At 55.7% G+C, this 17,845-nt stretch carries 17 protein-coding genes; 9 read left to right on the top strand and 8 right to left on the bottom strand.

The window, feature by feature from the left end; all coding sequences use genetic code 11:
* Window positions 1–62: 62 nt before the first annotated feature.
* From ACR0A2_RS04325 to ACR0A2_RS04295, 7 genes are all read left to right on the top strand, one after another.
* Window positions 63–1,208: a M24 family metallopeptidase gene (locus tag ACR0A2_RS04325; protein WP_480834147.1), complete on the top strand. Its 1,146-nt coding sequence runs from the start codon at window positions 63–65 to the stop codon at window positions 1,206–1,208.
* A complete protein-coding gene (locus ACR0A2_RS04320; RefSeq protein ID WP_480834146.1) occupies window positions 1,205–1,915 on the top strand; it encodes a maleate cis-trans isomerase family protein in 711 nt (236 codons plus the stop codon). The genes ACR0A2_RS04325 and ACR0A2_RS04320 overlap by 4 nt, the downstream gene beginning before the upstream one ends.
* A 137-nt stretch (window positions 1,916–2,052) precedes the next feature.
* Complete coding sequence (locus tag ACR0A2_RS04315) at window positions 2,053–3,153, top strand: ABC transporter ATP-binding protein (protein ID WP_152457796.1); 1,101 nt, start codon at window positions 2,053–2,055, stop codon at window positions 3,151–3,153.
* Between the two features lie 103 nt (window positions 3,154–3,256).
* Window positions 3,257–4,348, top strand: a complete 1,092-nt coding sequence (locus ACR0A2_RS04310; RefSeq protein ID WP_152457797.1) for an extracellular solute-binding protein — start codon at window positions 3,257–3,259, stop codon at window positions 4,346–4,348.
* Window positions 4,349–4,420: 72 nt separating this feature from the next.
* Window positions 4,421–5,695, top strand: a complete 1,275-nt coding sequence (locus ACR0A2_RS04305) for an ABC transporter permease (RefSeq protein ID WP_152457798.1) — start codon at window positions 4,421–4,423, stop codon at window positions 5,693–5,695.
* Window positions 5,696–5,700: 5 nt separating this feature from the next.
* The gene (locus ACR0A2_RS04300) at window positions 5,701–6,912 is read left to right on the top strand and encodes an ABC transporter permease (RefSeq protein WP_480834145.1); all 1,212 of its coding nucleotides are present in this window, start codon (window positions 5,701–5,703) and stop codon (window positions 6,910–6,912) included.
* Window positions 6,913–7,075: 163 nt separating this feature from the next.
* The gene (locus tag ACR0A2_RS04295) at window positions 7,076–8,296 is read left to right on the top strand and encodes an aminopeptidase P family protein (protein WP_480834144.1); all 1,221 of its coding nucleotides are present in this window, start codon (window positions 7,076–7,078) and stop codon (window positions 8,294–8,296) included.
* Between the two features lie 33 nt (window positions 8,297–8,329).
* Here the strand turns inward: ACR0A2_RS04295 and speB are convergent, their stop codons facing one another.
* The gene (speB, locus tag ACR0A2_RS04290; RefSeq protein WP_480834470.1) at window positions 8,330–9,304 is read right to left on the bottom strand and encodes an agmatinase; all 975 of its coding nucleotides are present in this window, start codon (window positions 9,302–9,304) and stop codon (window positions 8,330–8,332) included.
* 399 nt (window positions 9,305–9,703) lie between these two features.
* Between speB and ACR0A2_RS04285 the strand changes: the two genes are divergently transcribed.
* Window positions 9,704–10,072: a group I truncated hemoglobin gene (locus ACR0A2_RS04285; protein WP_170344571.1), complete on the top strand. Its 369-nt coding sequence runs from the start codon at window positions 9,704–9,706 to the stop codon at window positions 10,070–10,072.
* Window positions 10,069–11,127 carry an adenylate/guanylate cyclase domain-containing protein gene (locus ACR0A2_RS04280; protein ID WP_171116220.1) on the top strand — a complete coding sequence of 353 codons (1,059 nt, stop codon included), beginning with the start codon at window positions 10,069–10,071 and terminating at the stop codon, window positions 11,125–11,127. Before ACR0A2_RS04285 ends, ACR0A2_RS04280 begins: the two co-directional genes overlap by 4 nt.
* 5 nt (window positions 11,128–11,132) lie before the next feature.
* Here ACR0A2_RS04280 and ACR0A2_RS04275 read toward each other — a convergent pair whose 3' ends face one another.
* From ACR0A2_RS04275 to ACR0A2_RS04245, 7 genes are all read right to left on the bottom strand, one after another.
* Complete coding sequence (locus tag ACR0A2_RS04275; protein ID WP_152457804.1) at window positions 11,133–11,747, bottom strand: TetR/AcrR family transcriptional regulator; 615 nt, start codon at window positions 11,745–11,747, stop codon at window positions 11,133–11,135.
* Window positions 11,748–11,860: 113 nt separating this feature from the next.
* Window positions 11,861–12,730, bottom strand: coding sequence for a polyphosphate kinase 2 (gene ppk2, locus ACR0A2_RS04270; RefSeq protein WP_480618623.1), 870 nt, complete (start codon window positions 12,728–12,730; stop codon window positions 11,861–11,863).
* Between the two features lie 49 nt (window positions 12,731–12,779).
* Entirely contained in the window at window positions 12,780–13,733 is a 954-nt protein-coding gene (locus ACR0A2_RS04265; protein ID WP_480444959.1) for an alpha/beta fold hydrolase, read from the bottom strand.
* Window positions 13,723–14,640, bottom strand: a complete 918-nt coding sequence (metA, locus tag ACR0A2_RS04260; RefSeq protein ID WP_171228637.1) for a homoserine O-acetyltransferase MetA — start codon at window positions 14,638–14,640, stop codon at window positions 13,723–13,725. Before metA ends, ACR0A2_RS04265 begins: the two co-directional genes overlap by 11 nt.
* A 36-nt stretch (window positions 14,641–14,676) precedes the next feature.
* Window positions 14,677–15,549, bottom strand: coding sequence for an ATPase (locus ACR0A2_RS04255; RefSeq protein ID WP_171228638.1), 873 nt, complete (start codon window positions 15,547–15,549; stop codon window positions 14,677–14,679).
* Between the two features lie 48 nt (window positions 15,550–15,597).
* The gene (locus ACR0A2_RS04250) at window positions 15,598–16,494 is read right to left on the bottom strand and encodes a DMT family transporter (RefSeq protein WP_480444960.1); all 897 of its coding nucleotides are present in this window, start codon (window positions 16,492–16,494) and stop codon (window positions 15,598–15,600) included.
* A 101-nt stretch (window positions 16,495–16,595) separates the two neighbouring features.
* A complete protein-coding gene (locus tag ACR0A2_RS04245; RefSeq protein ID WP_152457810.1) occupies window positions 16,596–17,756 on the bottom strand; it encodes an OmpP1/FadL family transporter in 1,161 nt (386 codons plus the stop codon).
* Between the last annotated feature and the right edge of the window lie 89 nt (window positions 17,757–17,845).

The raw sequence follows: 17,845 nt of genomic DNA, 5'->3' as shown, positions 1-17,845 counted from the left end.
TTCAAGCGGTGTCGTTTCAACGGTTCAGGCTGCGTGCGGCGCTCTACCTCTGAGGCCGCCGGATGAGAGGGTTCGAGCCAGCAGAATTCTCAGCGCGCACCGAACGCGCACAGGTGATGATGAATGCCGCTGGCCTGTCGGCGCTGCTGCTGACCACGGAAACCGACGTGCGTTACTTTACCGGATACCTGACCAGATTCTGGGAAAGCCCGACCCGCCCGTGGTTCCTGATCCTGCCTGCGGCCGGTAAACCGGTTGCGGTTATCCCTTCGATTGGCGCCTCGTTGATGGGGCAAACCTGGATCGACGACATCCGAACATGGAGCTCACCCGACCTTCAGGATGACGGCGTCTCGCTTTTAACGGATGCCCTGACGGAATTGACACCCGTCAAAGGTCGTATTGGAATGCCCGATGGTCACGAGACGCACGCGCGTATGCCCATGTCGGATATTGAACGCCTGCGAAACAGACTCGGTTCGCGCCACATCACCGGAGATCACGGTATTTTGCGCCAACTTCGCATGGTCAAATCCGAGGCGGAAATCGCCAAGATCGAAACCGCATGCGCCATAGCCGGTCGGGCCTTCGCCCGAGTTCCCGAGATTGCTCGGGCAGGCGTGCCTTTGGATGAAGTATTTCGCGGTTTCCAGATACTCTGTCTGGAAGAGGGTGCCGACTGGGTGCCGTATCTCGCAGGTGGGGCAGAGCAGGGCGGTTACTCTGACGTGATTTCGCCGGCGTCTTCGTCCCCCTTGAAGGATGGCGATGTACTGATGCTTGATACCGGCTTGGTCTGGGATGGTTATTTCAGTGACTTCGACCGCAACTGGTCGGTCGGCCCGGCAAATCCCGACGTGAAATCTGCTTACGCCAGGCTGATCGAGGCGTCGGATGCCGCATTCGAAATCGCCCGCCCCGGCGCCACCGCAGCAGAGCTGTTTCATGCCATGAACACCGTGCTGACCAAGGCATCCGAAAGCACAGATGCCGGTCGGTTGGGGCACGGGTTGGGAATGTCGCTGACCGAATGGCCGTCGCTCATCCCGACGGACCAGACAGTTCTTGAGCCAGGCATGGTGCTGACCTTGGAGCCGGGCATTGCCGTTGGTGGCAAGATCTTGGTTCACGAAGAAAACATCGTCGTAACAGACGATGTTCCGCGCTTTATCAGCCCGCGTATCGGGCCGGAGATGATCCAGCTATGACCTACGTGCCATACACGCTTGACGAGGACGACCCGCAAGCCCCGCCGCTTGGATTGATTGTTCTTCAGGTCGACGAGACGATCGAGCCGGAATTCAGCAAGATTTTCTCGGACCGGAAAAACCCGTTGTATGTAACACGGATACCCAGCGGCATTGAAGTGACACCGGAAACCCTGGCCGAGATGGAAGAGGCCCTGCCGGCGGCGGCGGGATTGCTGCCCAGCGCGCGTCCTTTCCGGGTGGTGGGTTATGGCTGCACGTCCGCAAGTTCCGTCATTGGATCAGAACGTGTGGAGGAACTTGTCAAACAGTCGTGCAATACAAAAGAGGTTACGAACCCTTTGCGCGCGGCCACGGCCTGCGCCGCGGATCTTGGCGTGTCCAGGTTTGCGCTGCTGTCGCCTTATGTCGAAGAGGTCAACGCACCGCTGCGTGCCGCGTTTTCGGAAAACGGAATAACCATGGATGTTTTCGGGACATTCGGGCAGGCCGAAGAGGCAAAGGTTGCTCGGATTTCGGTGCAGTCCGTGATCGAAGCTGCGACAGAATTGGGATATGATCCGTCGGTAGAAGCGGTATTCATTAGCTGCACCAACCTTCGGACCATTGAAGCAATCCCTGAGATTCGCAAACGGATTGGTAAGCCTGTTCTTTCAAGCAATCAAAGTCTTGCATGGCATATGGGTCGCCTCAATATTGCTGATTGAAACCGCAAAAATGACATGAAAACTCGCAAATGCGTCATCTATTGTTGCCAAGTGCCTACTGCATGGTCTTAACTGCTGACTACAGATCAATGAAATCCGCAACTCTCGGATAATCATTTGACGCAACAGGGGGTCTTGTGACCGACACAAATACTGATGCCGCGTTTGTTGAATTCCAACGCGTACAAAAATCTTATGATGGCGAGAATCTCGTTGTCAAAGATCTCAACCTTGCAATGCCTAAAGGCGAATTCCTGACCATGCTCGGGCCGTCCGGGTCTGGAAAGACTACCTGCCTTATGATGCTTGCCGGATTCGAAACCGCCACACATGGCGAAATCCTTCTTGACGGGAAGCCCATCAACAATATCCCTCCACACAAGCGTGGGATTGGCATGGTCTTCCAGAACTACGCCCTGTTTCCGCATATGACGGTGGCCGAAAATCTTTCATTCCCCTTGGAAGTTCGCAAATTGGGCAAGTCTGAACGGGATGAAAAGGTTCAACGGGCCCTGGACATGGTTCAGATGGGTGCGTTTGGTGGGCGACGCCCGGCTCAGTTGTCTGGCGGTCAACAACAACGAATAGCCTTGGCGCGCGCCTTGGTTTTTGAACCCGAACTGGTGTTGATGGATGAACCCCTGGGCGCACTGGACAAACAGCTGCGCGAGCATATGCAGTTTGAAATCACGCGTCTTGCGCATGAGCTTGGAATTACCACAGTCTATGTGACGCATGACCAGACCGAAGCGTTGACTATGTCGGATCGTGTCGCTGTGTTCGATGATGGCCGTATTCAGCAGCTTGCACCGCCTGATCAGCTTTATGAAGAACCAGAAAACAGCTTTGTTGCCCAATTCATCGGGGAAAACAACACCTTGGAAGGTGTCATTAAATCGATTGATGGCGACACATGCCTTGTCCAACTTGATGATGGCTCTGAAATTGACGCGGTTCCGATCAATGTTCGCAATCCGGGTGAAAGGACAAAGGTGTCAATCCGGCCTGAGCGGGTGGAATTCAACAAGGATCGCTTGCACGCCGATGCTCATACGCTGAAAGCGACTGTCAAAGAATTCATCTACATGGGTGACGTATTCCGTTTCCGCATGTCCGTTGCAGGAAATGATGAATTCATCGTCAAAACACGGAACGCGCCAGACGCAATCCGCCTGACCCCAGGTCAGGAGATCGAGATCGGCTGGCTGGCTCAGGATTGTCGTGCGCTCGACGCATAGGCCAAGTCGCGCGGAACAAGCGCGACCTCACTGAGGGACCGGCTGGTGAAAACCCGTGCATCAGTCGACCACACACATAAACGGGAAGAACTGGGAGTAATTCATGAAGAAAACCAAAACATTGTTGACAGCAGCTGCAGTTGGGGCGGTTGCCGGCGGTGCGTTCGCCGAGGAAATGACGATCGTTTCCTGGGGCGGCGCTTATTCCAAATCGCAGCTGAAGGCGTATCACGAGCCCTATTCTGAAAAGACAGGTGTCACCATCCTGAATGATGACAGCTCAGCCGAAGCGGTTGCAAAACTGCGCGCGATGAACGAAGCCGGCAATATCACCTGGGACGTGGTCGATGTTGTGGCCGCAGACGCAATTCGTCTGTGTGACGAAGGGCTTGCGCTGGAAATCGACTTTGACACCCAGCTTGCCCCCGCGCCGGATGGCACACCTGCCTCCGAAGATTTCGGGGACCTGTTGGTCAGCGACTGCTTTATTCCGCAGATCGTGTACTCAACCACCTTCGGTTACCGTACTGACCTGGTCGGCGATACACCCCCAACCGATATCTGCGCTGTGTTCGATCTGGAAGCTTACCCCGGCAAGCGCTCGTTGGAAAAGCGCCCGATCAACAATATGGAATGGGCCCTTTTGTGCGATGGCGTCGCGAAGGAAGATGTCTATGACGTTCTGGCCACTCCGGAAGGTCAGGATCAGGCGCTGGCCAAGCTAGACACCATCAAAGACAGCGTTGTCTGGTGGTCCGCGGGTGCCGACACGCCGCAGCTGCTGGCCGATGGAGAGGTTGTCATGGGTTCTACCTATAACGGCCGTTTGTTCAGCGTAATCGAAGAGCAGAAGCAGCCGGTCGCCATGCTTTGGGACGCTCAGGTGTTCGATCTGGATGGTTGGATCATTCCCGCTGGTCTGAGCGAAGAGCGTCAGAAGCGCGCGCTGGACTACATCATGTTCGCGACCGATACCCAGCGTCTGGCGGATCAGGCCAAGTACATCTCGTACGGCCCGGCCCGTGCATCGTCGGCTCCGCTGGTGGGTAAGCATGCCGAACTGGGTATCGATATGGCACCCCATATGCCAACCGATCCGGAAAACGCCAAGAACACGTTCCTGTACAACTATGAGTTCTGGGCGGACTACCGTGACGACATCGACGCCAAATTCCAGGCGTGGCTGGCGCAATAATCCAGTTTTGAATTGGTGACACTGTCAGGGGCGGGAAACTGCCCCTGACCCCAAAAAAGCCAAGGGGCAACAATGACCGACGCCACCCAAAACGCGGGCCCTATGCTGGCCGCTGATGGAACACCGCTCAAGCAGTCGCTGGCGCGGTCGCTACGCAGGCAAAAGCTCCGGGCGTTGCTGTTGGTTGCTCCGCTTCTCCTCTTTGTCCTGTTTTCATTCATCGTTCCCATTGCATCGATGCTGTTCAGGTCCGTTGAAAACAGTATCGTGTCAGACACGCTTCCCTTGACCGTAGAAGCCCTGAATAACTGGGACGAGCAGTCAGGTGAGTTGCCGGGTGAGGATGTATACGAGGCCTTTGTCCGCGACATGATTGTTGCGATTGACAACAAAGAGCACACAAGGCTCGGTTCGCGTTTGAACTACGAAGAGACTGGCATGTCTTCGATGTTCCGCAGGTCCGGGCGCCAGATCAAAAAACTGGACCCTGAAACGGATGGGCCGTTCAAGGAAAAATTGATCGAGATTCATGACGGATGGGGAGATCCGCAAACCTGGCGAGTGATCAAGACCCACTCACCAGCGATTACCAATGGTTACTTCCTGAATGCCGTCGATATGCGCAGAACCCCGGAAGGCGCACAGGCCCAACCCGAAGACAAGCAAATCCTGATAAAGCTTTTTGGACGTACTCTGTTCATGTCGCTCGTAATAACAGGTGCTTGTATCCTGCTTGCTTATCCTGTCAGTTATTTGTTGGCGACACTTCCGATGCGGGTATCGAACCTGTTGATGATACTTGTCCTTTTGCCCTTCTGGACGTCCCTTCTGGTTCGAACGTCCGCCTGGAAGGTCATGTTGCAGCAACAGGGAGTTATTAACGATACCCTCGTTTGGTTGGGGCTGGTCGCTGATGACGCTCGCCTGATCATAATCAACAACCAGATCGGCACCATCATCGCGATGACACACATCCTTTTGCCGTTCATGATCCTGCCAATGTATTCGGTGATGCAGACCATTCCGCCGTCTTACACGCGTGCGGCCAAATCCATGGGTGCAACGAACTGGACGACGTTCTGGCGCATCTACTTCCCGCAATCCGTGCCCGGAATCGGTGCCGGTTCGATCCTCGTGTTCATTCTGGCGATTGGGTACTACATCACGCCCGAGATCGTGGGCGGCACCAAGGGCGTCTTCATCTCGAACCGGATTGCCTATCACATCTCGTCCTCACTGAACTGGGGGCTGGCTGCGGCCTTGGGTACGATCCTTCTGGCGGTCGTGCTGTTGCTCTACTGGGTCTACGACAAGATCGTAGGCATCGATAACGTGAAGTTGGGATAATCAAGATGGCAGCACTGACACCGATATCCCGCAAACCCATGTCCATGGTTTTGCCCAGTGTGGCACTTGCCGGGGCCTTTGCCGGCATTTTCGTCGGGGCCGGAAATGGTTCGGTCCTTCTGGGCATACTGGGCGGAGCCGTCCTGATCGCGGGGCTGGCCTGGGTCTACATAAATATCGTGAAGAACGAAAACCTCGCACGCTTGATCAATATCATCGGATTCGGCGTCGTGGGTTTTTTAGTGGCCGGGTTGATGGGTGGTGTATTGGGGCTGCTCGGCGGCTGGTTTTTCGCCTGGTTTATCTTCTGGTTGTATGAGGGGCGGTATCGGCGCAAGTTGCTGCCATACCTAACGGCACAACAGGTTTTCTATCACTACCTGTTTCGCGTGATCTGTGGTGCGATCTTCGTCTTTCTGATCACGCCGATTCTCGTGGTGTTGCCGTTGTCTTTCAACGCGCAAGATTTCTTCACCTTCACGCCCGAGATGCTGCGGCTTGATCCGGAAGGCTATTCGCTGAAGCATTACCGAGATTTCTTCACCAACAACGAATGGCAACGCAGCTTCAAGAATTCGCTGATCATCGCGCCGATTGCGACGGTTATCTCGGTAACGTTAGGAACGCTGGCCGCGATCGGGCTCAGCCAGTCTCACGTTCCAGGACGCCGTGCGATCATGGGAATTCTGATTTCGCCGATGATTGTTCCGCTGATCATCTCGGCGACGGGTATGTTCTTTTTCTACAGTGATATCGGGCGTTTCCTCGAAGGTACACTTGGCATGAACAAGAACTTCGTAGGCTATCTGAAAGTTATCCTGGCCCACGCCGTGCTGGGTATTCCCTTTGTGATCATTACCGTGACGGCGACCCTGGTGGGCTTTGATCGATCTCTGACACGGGCGGCTGCCAATATGGGCGCAGGGCCCGTTAGGACCTTCTTCAAGATACAGATGCCATTAATATTGCCGGGCGTAATCTCGGGCGGCCTGTTTGCCTTCATCACATCGTTCGACGAAGTGGTCGTGGTCTTGTTTGTGGGCTCCGCCTCGCAAAAGACATTGCCGTGGCAGATGTTCACCGGTCTGCGGGAACAGATCAGTCCAACCATTCTGGCAGTCGCCACAATCCTTGTGGTCCTATCCATTGCCCTGTTGACGACGGTTGAACTGTTGCGGCGTCGGTCGGAGCGTCTGCGGGGCCTTTCGCCCGCTTGACGCAGCAAATCGTCTGATCTAACGATTCACCTGTTCATCTCTGCCGCGATGGCGTCGCGGCGACTACGGAGGTGATCGGCTCTCGGACCCCGAGACCGCCTGTCCTGAACGCCGGGACATGTGGCCGGGAAAATGCATGCCCGGCATAGATGAGAGACCAATGATGACTGACATTTCTAACCGCCCTCAGTTCTTCACCTGCCATAATGGCGACAAGGCCCCGTTGCCGTTCAGCAAAGCCGAATATGACCGCCGTCTTGGCAAGCTGCGCGCGATCATGGCCCAGCGGGATATACCGGTAGTGCTGCTGACATCGATGCAGAACATCGCCTATTATTCAGGCTTTCTGTACTGTGCGTTCGGGCGCCCCTATGGCTGTGTTGTGACCCAAGACAACTGCACTACCGTTTCCGCCAATATTGATGCCGGACAACCCTGGCGCCGGTCGGTTGAAGACAATGTGATTTATACTGACTGGAAACGCGACAACTACTGGCGGGCAGTTGCGAGCCTGATCGGGAATGCAAAGCGGATCGGCATCGAAGGCGACCACATGACGCTTGCGGCGCGCGACACGGCGCTGAACACGCTGGACAAGCCAGAGTTGGTTGACATCGCGGCCGACACCATGGCTGCGCGGATGATCAAATCCGCTGAAGAGATCGAATTGATCAAGGGTGGAGCGCGCACGGCCGATGTGGGTGGTGCTGCGATCCATGCCGCAATCCGCGAAGGCGCAACCGAAATCGAAATTGCGATGGCTGGTCGAGACGCGATGGAAGTAGAAATCGCGCGGGCCTATCCGGATGCCGAATACCGCGACACATGGGTTTGGTTTCAGTCGGGTTTGAACACCGACGGCGCGCATAACCCGGTCACCAAACGCGCGTTGCAAAAAGGTGATATCCTGTCGCTGAACACCTTTCCGATGATCTCGGGCTATTACACCGCCCTGGAGCGGACCTTGTTTCTAGGTGAGCCGGATGCCGACAGCCTGCGCCTGTGGAAGGCCAATGTGGCCGCGCATGAACTTGGATTGAGCCTGATCAAACCCGGTGCCACATGTTCCGGTATCACCGCCGAGATCAACCGGTTCTTTGCCGACGAAGGTCTGCTTCAATATCGTTCCTTCGGCTATGGGCACTCGTTTGGTGTTCTGAGCCACTACTATGGTCGCGAAGCCGGTCTGGAACTCCGCGAAGACATCGACACAGTGCTGGAACCCGGCATGGTGGTGTCGATCGAGCCGATGCTGTGGATCCCCGAAGGCCAGCCCGGTGCAGGCGGTTACAGGGAACACGATATTTTGGTGGTGGGCGAAGACGGAGCCGAAAACATCACAGGCTTCCCCTACGGGCCAGGACACAACATTATCGACGCCTGAGGTTTTGGGTGGAGCTTCCGCTCCACCCGCTTTTCACTCGCGTCGGGCACGTTCGTGAAAAATGAAACCCAGAAAATTCAACAGCAGCTGCGCCGCCAGAATCTGAGTGCTTTCAGTGGGGTCGTAAGCGGGGGCCACTTCGACCAGATCGATGCCCACCACGTCACCCCTTTTTGCCAGCCCCTGAAGGATTTCCAGAATGTCGTAATACAAGAACCCTCCGTGGCTCGGAGTGCCGGTTCCGGGCGCGATCGAGGGGCAGAACGCATCGATATCGATCGTTACATAGTACCGTTTGCCTTCGGGAATACGGTCAAGAACGGCCTCTGTTCCCAATCTGCGAACCTGCCGCACGGACAGGATGTCCGATCCGCGCGCACGCGCGTCGTCATACCCTTCCTTGGCGGTGGACGATACGTTTCGAATGCCCAGCTGGGTCATCCCTGAAACATAGTCTTTCTCGATCGCGCGGCGCATGGGATTTCCGTGCCCGTTGGTGACGCCGTGACGTTCATCTACAAAGTCCAAATGCGCATCGATTTGAACAACATGGATCGGGCCGTTTTCGGCGCAGTCGCTTTCAAATGCGGAAATGCAGGGGATGTTGACCGAGTGATCACCGCCAATCACCAGCGGAAGTGCCCCGGCTGCGAGAATTTTCTGCACACCAAAGGCTATGTTCTTGTGGCTCGTCTCGGTCTTGGTGTGGACGATATCCGCATCGCCCAGGTCGACGATCCGAACCGAGCTGTCCAGATAGGTCGCGTCATCCTCATGATCATAGGCGCCGGCGTGGCCAAAACTGAAAAGGGTCGATGCCTCTCGCACGGCCCGCGGACCAAAACGTGCGCCGGGGCGCCATTGGGTTCCAAAGTCGAACGGCGCGCCGAGCACGCAAACATCGGCCTCGATTCTGTCCCAGTTCTCGACATATGGAGATTTTGCGAAGGTCGATATTCCGACAAAAGGAAGATTCAGTCGCCCGGACGCATATCCATGTTCCTGCACTTTTGGTCCTTTCAATTGTTGTGCCATTTTCCTGCATGTGAACATGAGGACACGCCGTATTGAAACGAAATTCTCTTTGAACGGTGGGTTTTGGGGGGATCAGGCGAAGTTTTCTGTCAGAAGGGCGGGCTTGCGTTCAAAACTGACCCGGCCCAGCCCATCAGAGCGCTTCAGGATCAGTCAAAAGACAATCCCGCTGATGGTGTTGCCTTTCCTTCGTGTCCCATTCTCAACGAACGTATGAAGGGTCCGCTTCGACCTCAGCAGTGCTCTGGCAGGATTTCCTGTGCGGCAAGACGGTTTTTGATCCTTCCGGGCCAGAAAATCATAAGCGTTAACAAAAATATCGATTTGATATAAAGTTGTGGGGTTATTGATTGGTAACGCGCGGGTATTCGTGTGGCACAGACACTTTATGAGAAATATGGCGGTTTCAAAACGATCAGCCGGGTCGTGATGACCTTCTATGAAATGGCGCTGGATTCGGATGAGATCGGCCATCATTTCGAAGACATTGATATGCCGCGTTTGATCGACCATCAAACCAAGTTCGTCTCGTCCTTGATTGGCGGGCCCGCATCTTTCAGTGATGACAGGATCGAAGCAGTTCATCGGCATCTGAACATTTCGCACAATGAGTTCGACGTCATGGCCGAGCTGTTTGGCGACGCGCTGAGTCAGCATGGTATGTCGGACGGTGACATCAAAACTGCGCTGAACGCGATCGAAGGAAAACGTTCGATCATCGTCGCCCGGAATGCGGCATGAGCATTCTGGCGATAAACGAGCAATTGCTGCGTGCAATCGGAGTCGGCGTCGCCGTCGTGCGCGCATCCGACCTGCAATTCGTTTTTCACAACGGGCCTTTCACGGAATGGTTCGGCACTCCTGAAAAGGGGAGTACCCTAAGCGACGTTCTGTCGGATCTCGACCCCAAAGAACTGGAGGATGTAAAGCAGTCCGGCCTTCGGTACTCGGTCGAATTGCAGATAAAGCCGAAACGCAGGACCTTGATCTTTGCTGTCACGGTCTCATTGGCCAATGGCTTGTCCGAGCAGGTGCTGATTGTGGAATGTCAGAACATCACCCGCATTCGAGAATTGGAAAGCATGATCGACAGCTATTCCACCATGGTCGAGCGCAACACCCGAGAGCTTGAGCGCGAAAAGGAAAGAGTGGAACGGCTGTTGCTGAACCTGATGCCCCGAGCCGTGTATGAAGAGTTCAAGACGTTCGGTGTTGTCACGCCGCAGCTGTATCAGCAGGTTTCGGTGGTTATGCTGGATTTCGTCGGGTTCACGGATTTTGCGGCCAAGACCGACCCGACGGTGACTTTGAGCGAACTGAACGACATCTTCACGGCCTTTGACCGGATCGTGGAACAATTCGGGTGTGAGCGGATCAAAACGATCGGAGATGCTTATCTGGCCGTGTCAGGTATGCCAGATCCAACACCGGATCATGCGACCGCCGTGGCGCATTGTGCGGTAAGGTTCCTGCGCTATCTCGAACGCCGCAACGAAAGCCATCCGCATAAGTGGCAGGCGCGGATCGGATTGGGGATGGGTGCGGCGGTCGGATCGGTCGTGGGCATTCAGAAATATGTCTATGACGTGTTTGGCCCTGCCGTAAACATCGCATCCCGGTTGCAGGTCTTTGCCAACCCCATGAACATCGTGGCCCCGGAAGAGATGAAATATGCCCTGATTGACGAGTTTCAGGTCTCGGAGCTTGGGTGCGTTGATATCAAGGGGATGGGTGAGATGGATCTGATCAACGTGACATCGGGCTTGAGTATGCCTCAGGGCAGTCGTTCGTTCTGACCGTGTCACTCGTCCTGAGGGATCAGGCCCAAACCGCGCAGGTAGATGCCGATACCGCTTTCCAGCAAGTCTTCGGGAGGAAAAGGCGAAGTCGCGCCGGTATTTCGGGCATACAGTTCGACGACTCCGTGGCTCATCGCCCAGATGTGGGCGCTGAACATCGACGCGGGCGGGCGCTTGTCAGGCGGAATATGTTGGGACAGGTCCGCTGCCGCTTTTTCAAGAACGGCCTTCGCCCGGTTGGCTGCCAGGGACAATTCGGGTGTCCGGTTCAGGGAAATCCCGCTTTCGAACATGGCGATGTAATGCCCGGGATTTTTGCGCGCAAAGGCCAGATATGCACGCCCCGTTGCTTCAAAAGCGGCAAGGGCTGAAGGCTGCCCCTCGTCATAGGCGTATTGCATCAGGTCTGCGAACATCTCAAACCCCTGCCGTGCGGCTTCGGCAATCAGGTCCTCGCGCCCTTGAAAATGACGGTAGACGGCGGCAGGCGTGACACCGGCCGTTTTGGCCGCCTCGGACAGCGTGAAACCGGTCGGGCCCTTGTCTTCGATCAGGGACAAGGCAGCCTCGATCAGGGCTTGCTTCAGGTTTCCGTGGTGATAACCGCGTTTCGTCATCCCGGCCTCAGTTGCATTGATTGCGTGTTGGAAGACAAGGACATAGACCACCGACGCATTTTCGTCCAATGCATGATCGTGAAGGTATCGACGGGGCAGGGCAGAGAGACAATCTACGCCTCCCACATATCCGGGCCACCGCAGATACGGGCATCAATCTCGCCGATACTCTTCTTGTCCTTCTCATCATAGTCCAAGGCAAGCAGAACCGTTCGGATGGCCGCAAGCCGCGCGCGTTTCTTGTCGTCGGAACGCACAATCGTCCACGGGCAGGCATCAGAATGCGACCGGGTCAGGGTTTCCGAGATCGACTGCGTGTATTCATCCCATTTGTTCAGCCCTGCGACGTCGATCGCGCTGAGCTTCCAATGCTTCAAAGGGTCGTTTTCGCGCGCCAGGAAACGGTTCAGTTGTTCTGCGCGCCCGACATTGAGCCAGAACTTGAACAAATGGATGCCGTCATTCACCAGGCCCGTTTCAAGCGGCAGGACCTGACGGAAGAACCTCTCACGCTGTTCCTGGGTGCAGAAGCCAAAGACATTCTCGACGACACCTCGATTGTACCAGCTGCGATCAAAGAACACGATCTCTCCTGCGGCGGGCAGATGCGGGATGTAGCGCTGAAAATACCATTGGCTGCGTTCGGCGTCTGATGGTTTGGCCAGCGCAACGTTGCGCGCGCCGCGCGGGTTCAGGTTTTCGCGAAACCGTTTGATGGTGCCACCTTTGCCGGCGGCATCGCGGCCTTCGAAAATGATGGCAACCCGCTGGTCGGTTTCCTTGACCCAGGATTGCATTTTGACCAATTCAATCTGAAGCAGGTCCATCTGCTCATCATAATCCTTGGTCTTCATTTTTTCGGAATACGGGTAGGTCGGGTTCAGAATATCGCCCTTTTTCGCGTTTTGAATCTCTTCCCGTACAGATTTGGGCGCGTCTTTCTGAAAATACTTCTCGATAGAGCCTTTTCCTGACCGGGCCATATGTCACCTCGCGATAAAATCCATATCTGACTATGGATTAGAGCGTGGGTTAACGCAAACCCGCGCGCTGCGCCGCGCGATCAATCGCGGCGGCAACCTCGGGTGCCGCGACCACCTGTGGCATGTGACCGACACCCGGTAGCTCGATCAACTCGGCCCCGGGGATCTGTTCGATCAGGCGTTCAGAATGCCATTCAAGACCAACGGTGTCGTCGGCCGTTCCGTGGATGATTTCCGTCGGAACGGAGATCTCGCCATATCTGGGTTGCAGTCGGGTAATTTCGTCCAGCAGGTTGGCGCGCTGCTTGGCGTTTGCATGCATCGAGCCACGCCGGATCGTCAGCCCGGGCCCGAAATGTTCCGCATAACCTTCGGGCGCCGTTTGCGGTGCAAAAACTTTGTCCAACGCCTGTGTGACGTACCATTCGGGCACGAAAGAGCTGATCAAGGGCAAGGCCAGCACTTTGCCCGCCGTGGTTGACGCAAGCCGGTTGAACCCATCCAAAGGCGTTTCCCATGGGATGGCGGCCGGGGCGATCAGAACCAGAGCCGAGATATTCTCGGGTCGGGTCACGGCCCAGGCCAGCGAGACCGATCCGCCATAGCTCTGCCCGGCCACGATGGGTTTTTCCGCACCAAGCTGAGCCGCCGCCCGTTGCAGGATATCCGCCTGTTCAATGATGGTTTCGCCATCCGGATTGAAGCTTTCGGAATAGCCCAGACCCGGTCGGTCAAAAACGATCACGCGGTATGACTTGGCCAGAATAGGGGCCAGCGCGAAGGTCATGTCGCGCGTGTTCCCGCTGGAACCGTGGATCAGAACGACATCAGGGCCGTCCCCCATGACCACGGCGTGCACGGCGATGCCGCCCACATCCAGAATCCGACCCTCGGGGGGGAAAGCCGCCTCGGCCAGCGCTTCGTTCCGGGCGCTGCGCCAGGTTGTCAGCATGACAAGGCCCAGAGCGACCAAGCCAAGGGATATCAGGACTTTAGTGGCCAATTTTCGTTATGTCGAACGGCGTGGTCTGATAGATTTCGTTGATCCAGTTGCCGTACAGCAGATGTGCGTGACTGCGCCATCGGTTCTGCGGCTTTTTGGATGGATCATCATCGGGGTAATAGTTTATCGGCACGTTGATAGGCGTGCCGTTGCTGACGTCCCGATCATATTCCTGTTTCAGCGTGTCACTGTCGTATTCGAAGTGATTGAAGATATACAGCGCGCGATGGCCGGGATCTTCGACCAGACAGGGGCCGACATCGTCGCTGCCCAACAGGGTCCTCAGCCCGGGTGCGCGATCGATTTCATCCTGTTTCATTTCCGTCCATCGGCTGACCGGAATGACGCAGTCATCCGAGAAACCGCGCAGGAACGGAGACGCCGGGTCCAGGTTGCGATGCCGGAAACACCCAAAGGCTTTTGCGTCCAGCATGTGCTTTTTGACGCCGTGAAAATGGTTGATCATCGCCATCCCGCCCCAGCACACACCAAAGGTGGAATGTACGTTGGTTTGGGTCCAGTCGAAGATCTCGCTGATTTCGTCCCAATAGGTGACATCATGAAATTCCAGATGTTCGATCGGGGCACCGGTGATGATCAGGCCGTCGAATTTCTGATCTTTGATCTCCTGAAACGGGCGATAGAATTCGGACATATGCTCGGCGGCGGTGTTCTTGGTCCGGTGTTCGGTCATGCGGATCAAAGACAGATCGATCTGCAACGGGGTTGCCCCGATCAGGCGCGCGAACTGGTTTTCGGTCTGGATTTTCTTGGGCATCAGGTTCAGCAAACCGATGCGCAGCGGGCGGATGTCCTGACGCATTGCCTGATCTTCGTCCATGACCATGACGCCCTCTTTGGTCAGGACGTCAAATGCAGGCAGTTCCGATGGGATTTTGATGGGCATGTGTCAGGCTTCTAAGAGATCAGTGAAAACTGGTAGTTAGGCGTTATTGCGCGTGGTCTCAAGTGTGCGTTCGATCAACTCATTGAAATCGGCGGCATCGCGGATTTTTCCGATGTCGTTGGCAGCGATCGCCACGCCCCAGTTGTTCGCCATGGCCTCGTAACGCGGCTGGCGGTGCGCCAAGGCCTGTGCATAGGTCCAACGGACGAAATCATCGGGATCAACATCCGCTTCTGAACAGCCTTGCAGGTCCAGATAATCTGTCCACGCCTTGGTCAGGAATTCGGCCTGGTAAGACATCGGCTTTGGAGCTTTGTCAAAACGGCGGACAAGCTCTGCCGTGTGTTCCTCATCCCCCTTCAGCCAGATCATCAGGGTGTGTTGCGAAAGCTCGGACAGTACCCGATCGTTCGGATCTTCGGGGTCTACCCATTCGCAGATCGATCCACCGGTGTCGCAGATGAAATGGGGGTATTTGTACAAACGCTCGGCTCGGTCGATGAAATACTCGGTATCCAGCAGAGCGTGTATTTCGGCCAGTCGAAACTGTTCCTGCCTGCGGCGGTATTCCGGCATCTCCAATCCGCCAAGGGCAGGGTTGCCCGGTTTGCCCAGATAGGCTGCGACCGGAGTCAGGTTCGCGAACGAGATATTCGAGCCGATGTAAATGGAATCCGACAGAAGCAGGTCACGCAAGAACGGGACTTTCATCGCCTCGGCCTTTGCATTGTCGGTGATGTATTCGCCCATGTACCGGGTGCCGATGCGATAGTCGATCGAGTAGTGAAACCAGTTGCCTGAGTCCCGAAGAATGTTCGAGACATATGTCTTGCCCAGACCGGACATGCCAAAGAACAGCACCTTCTTGCGGCTTGCCGTGCGCCAGTCTTCGGCTGAGTTGTAGATCATCTTGTGCTGTCCCTTTTTTGCCTTTGCTAAATCGGGCAGCGCACGGCGTCAATCACGGCGGCCAGCTCGGTTCAATACCAGAAGGCCCATGGCAAGGATGACAAAGCCGAAATAGGCATTCGGCGGCAGCGCTTCGTTCCGCAGAATTGCGCCAAGCACGATGGCGACCGGAGGGATGACAAGCGTCACCAGCATCAGGTTGCCGCTGCCCGCCATCGCCAGGACTCGATAGTACAAAAGATATGCCCCCGCTGTTGCCACAATGGCGTAATAGCCAATCGCAGCCCAGGTGATCGCGGGCAGTGCAAGCGTTGGCACCCCGTCCGTCATGAGCGCCAGCGGCAGGATCAGCACAGTCGAACCGGTCAGCATGCCAGCGGCCGCGACGACGGGGTGAAGGTCAGACAGATGATACCGCGCCCAAGCCGCCGCAAAAGCATACGACAGCGTTCCGGCCAACACCGCAAGCTGCGCCGTGTTTTGCAGGCTGAAAGACGTGAAGGTCTGTATTCCGATGGTGATCGAGACACCGAGAAAACCCAAAACGACTCCGATGACCCGGGCTTGTGTCAAACGCTCATCCTTGAAAAACAGCGCCGCAACCAGAACGCCAAAGATGGCCGTGGTCGCGTTCAGAATGGCCGTAAGACCAGAATCGATGTAAAGCTGACCCCATGCCATCAAGCTGAATGGGATGACATTGTTCAGCAATCCCATGATCAGAAATGCGCCCCAGATGCGCAGAGAGCGGGGCAGCGAAAGCCCCTTGGCCCATGCCACCAGCCACAGCACCAGCATCGCCCAGAACGTGCGGTGCAGAACCGATGTCATAACGGGAATGGAGTCCAGAGCGATCCGGATGGCTACAAAGGATGCGCCCCAGATCACGGCCAGAAGAAGAAGTTCGACCCAGGCGCGCCGAGAAAGGTGTTTTTGCGTGTTCATGGCCGCACAATTTCATTCATTCGATAGATATACGACCCGAAACCTGCGCATAAAAAAGACCCCGCTGAAACAGCGGAGCCTAAGATGAAAACACCTTGGATTTAGTTCAGAGCGTAAGTGATCTGAAACCCAACACTCCAGGCGCTGTTGCCGCTGAAAGTGGCTGTTTGCCCAAAGGCGCCATCTGCCGTTGCATCACCGATGTCAGTGTAGCGTACGCCACCGGAAATTTTGGCATTCTCCAACGAATATGTTCCGCCCAGACCAATGCTCCAGAACCCATCAGTCGGGCCGAGGTTGGATACAGGAGTGCCCTGAGAAGACTCATAGCCTAGTGTTACAGCACCGCTGAACTCTTCCGAGAATTGATACCCCAAGCCCAACGAATAGGTGAAGGTCGCATCGTCGTAGTCAACAAGGTTGCTGGTCGGCGGGTAGTTTGGCGGGTTGTACACCAGCTGTGGCCAGTCGACCCAACGAACAGAACCAAACAACAGCGTTTTAGGCGCGACGCCCGTCTGAAAGTCCAGGTTGATCGACTGAGGCGTCTCAATTTCGCTGTTTGTGTTGAAGGTGGCCACGGTCCCGGGTGGAATCGGAGGGAACGGTGGTGGGTTCAGAGATTCTGTTTGCGATAGATCGTGGCTGATCTTGGAGTTGTATGTCAGTGACACACGTGCTGCGATTTCCGGTTTCTCCCATGCAACCCCGATAACGTAGCCGAATGCAGTGTCGGCATCGGTGTCAACCTGGTACCCTGCTGCAAGCGGGACGGTGACAGAAGCCTTCACTCGCTGTGCTCGAATACCGCCGATTGCGCTGAACCCGCCATCGAATTTGTAACGCAGCAATGCCGTAATGGCGTCCGTGTCTGCTGTAGCCCTCAAAACATCGGTACGACCACCCGGAATAGGGTTGATCGAAAGAGGGTAGGTGTTTGCGTATTCAATGTCGGCCCCAAAGGGCTGGTCATACATGATCGCGAAATCGAGCTTTTCGGTCAGTGACGTTTTATAACCCAGATGCGGTGTGAAAAAGTCGTTCGCAACTTCTCCGGAATCGACCGGCTGCCCGATGTTTGGTCCAGCCAAAGCAGGCATGGTGCCCGTTACGCTGGGGTTGGTGTATCCCAACCGAAACTGGACTGCTGACCCTTCTTCGAAGATCAGGTTGATGCCCTGACCGCTTCGATCAAGGCCGCCTGCATATCCTGCCGTCGCTCCAACGCACAAAGCGCAGGTCGCGAGTAGTGTTTTTTTCATTCTGTCCTCCCTAACAATCTCAGGCGGGTTTCAATGGCGTTTGGCTGAGTGTTACGAACGCCTATCCCGTGTATGATGAGCGATACTCT

It is taken from the genome of Ruegeria sp. H8 (genome assembly GCF_056532905.1).
The sequence above is the reverse complement of the archived record's forward strand: the minus strand, read 5'-3'. Positions and strand labels throughout refer to the sequence as shown.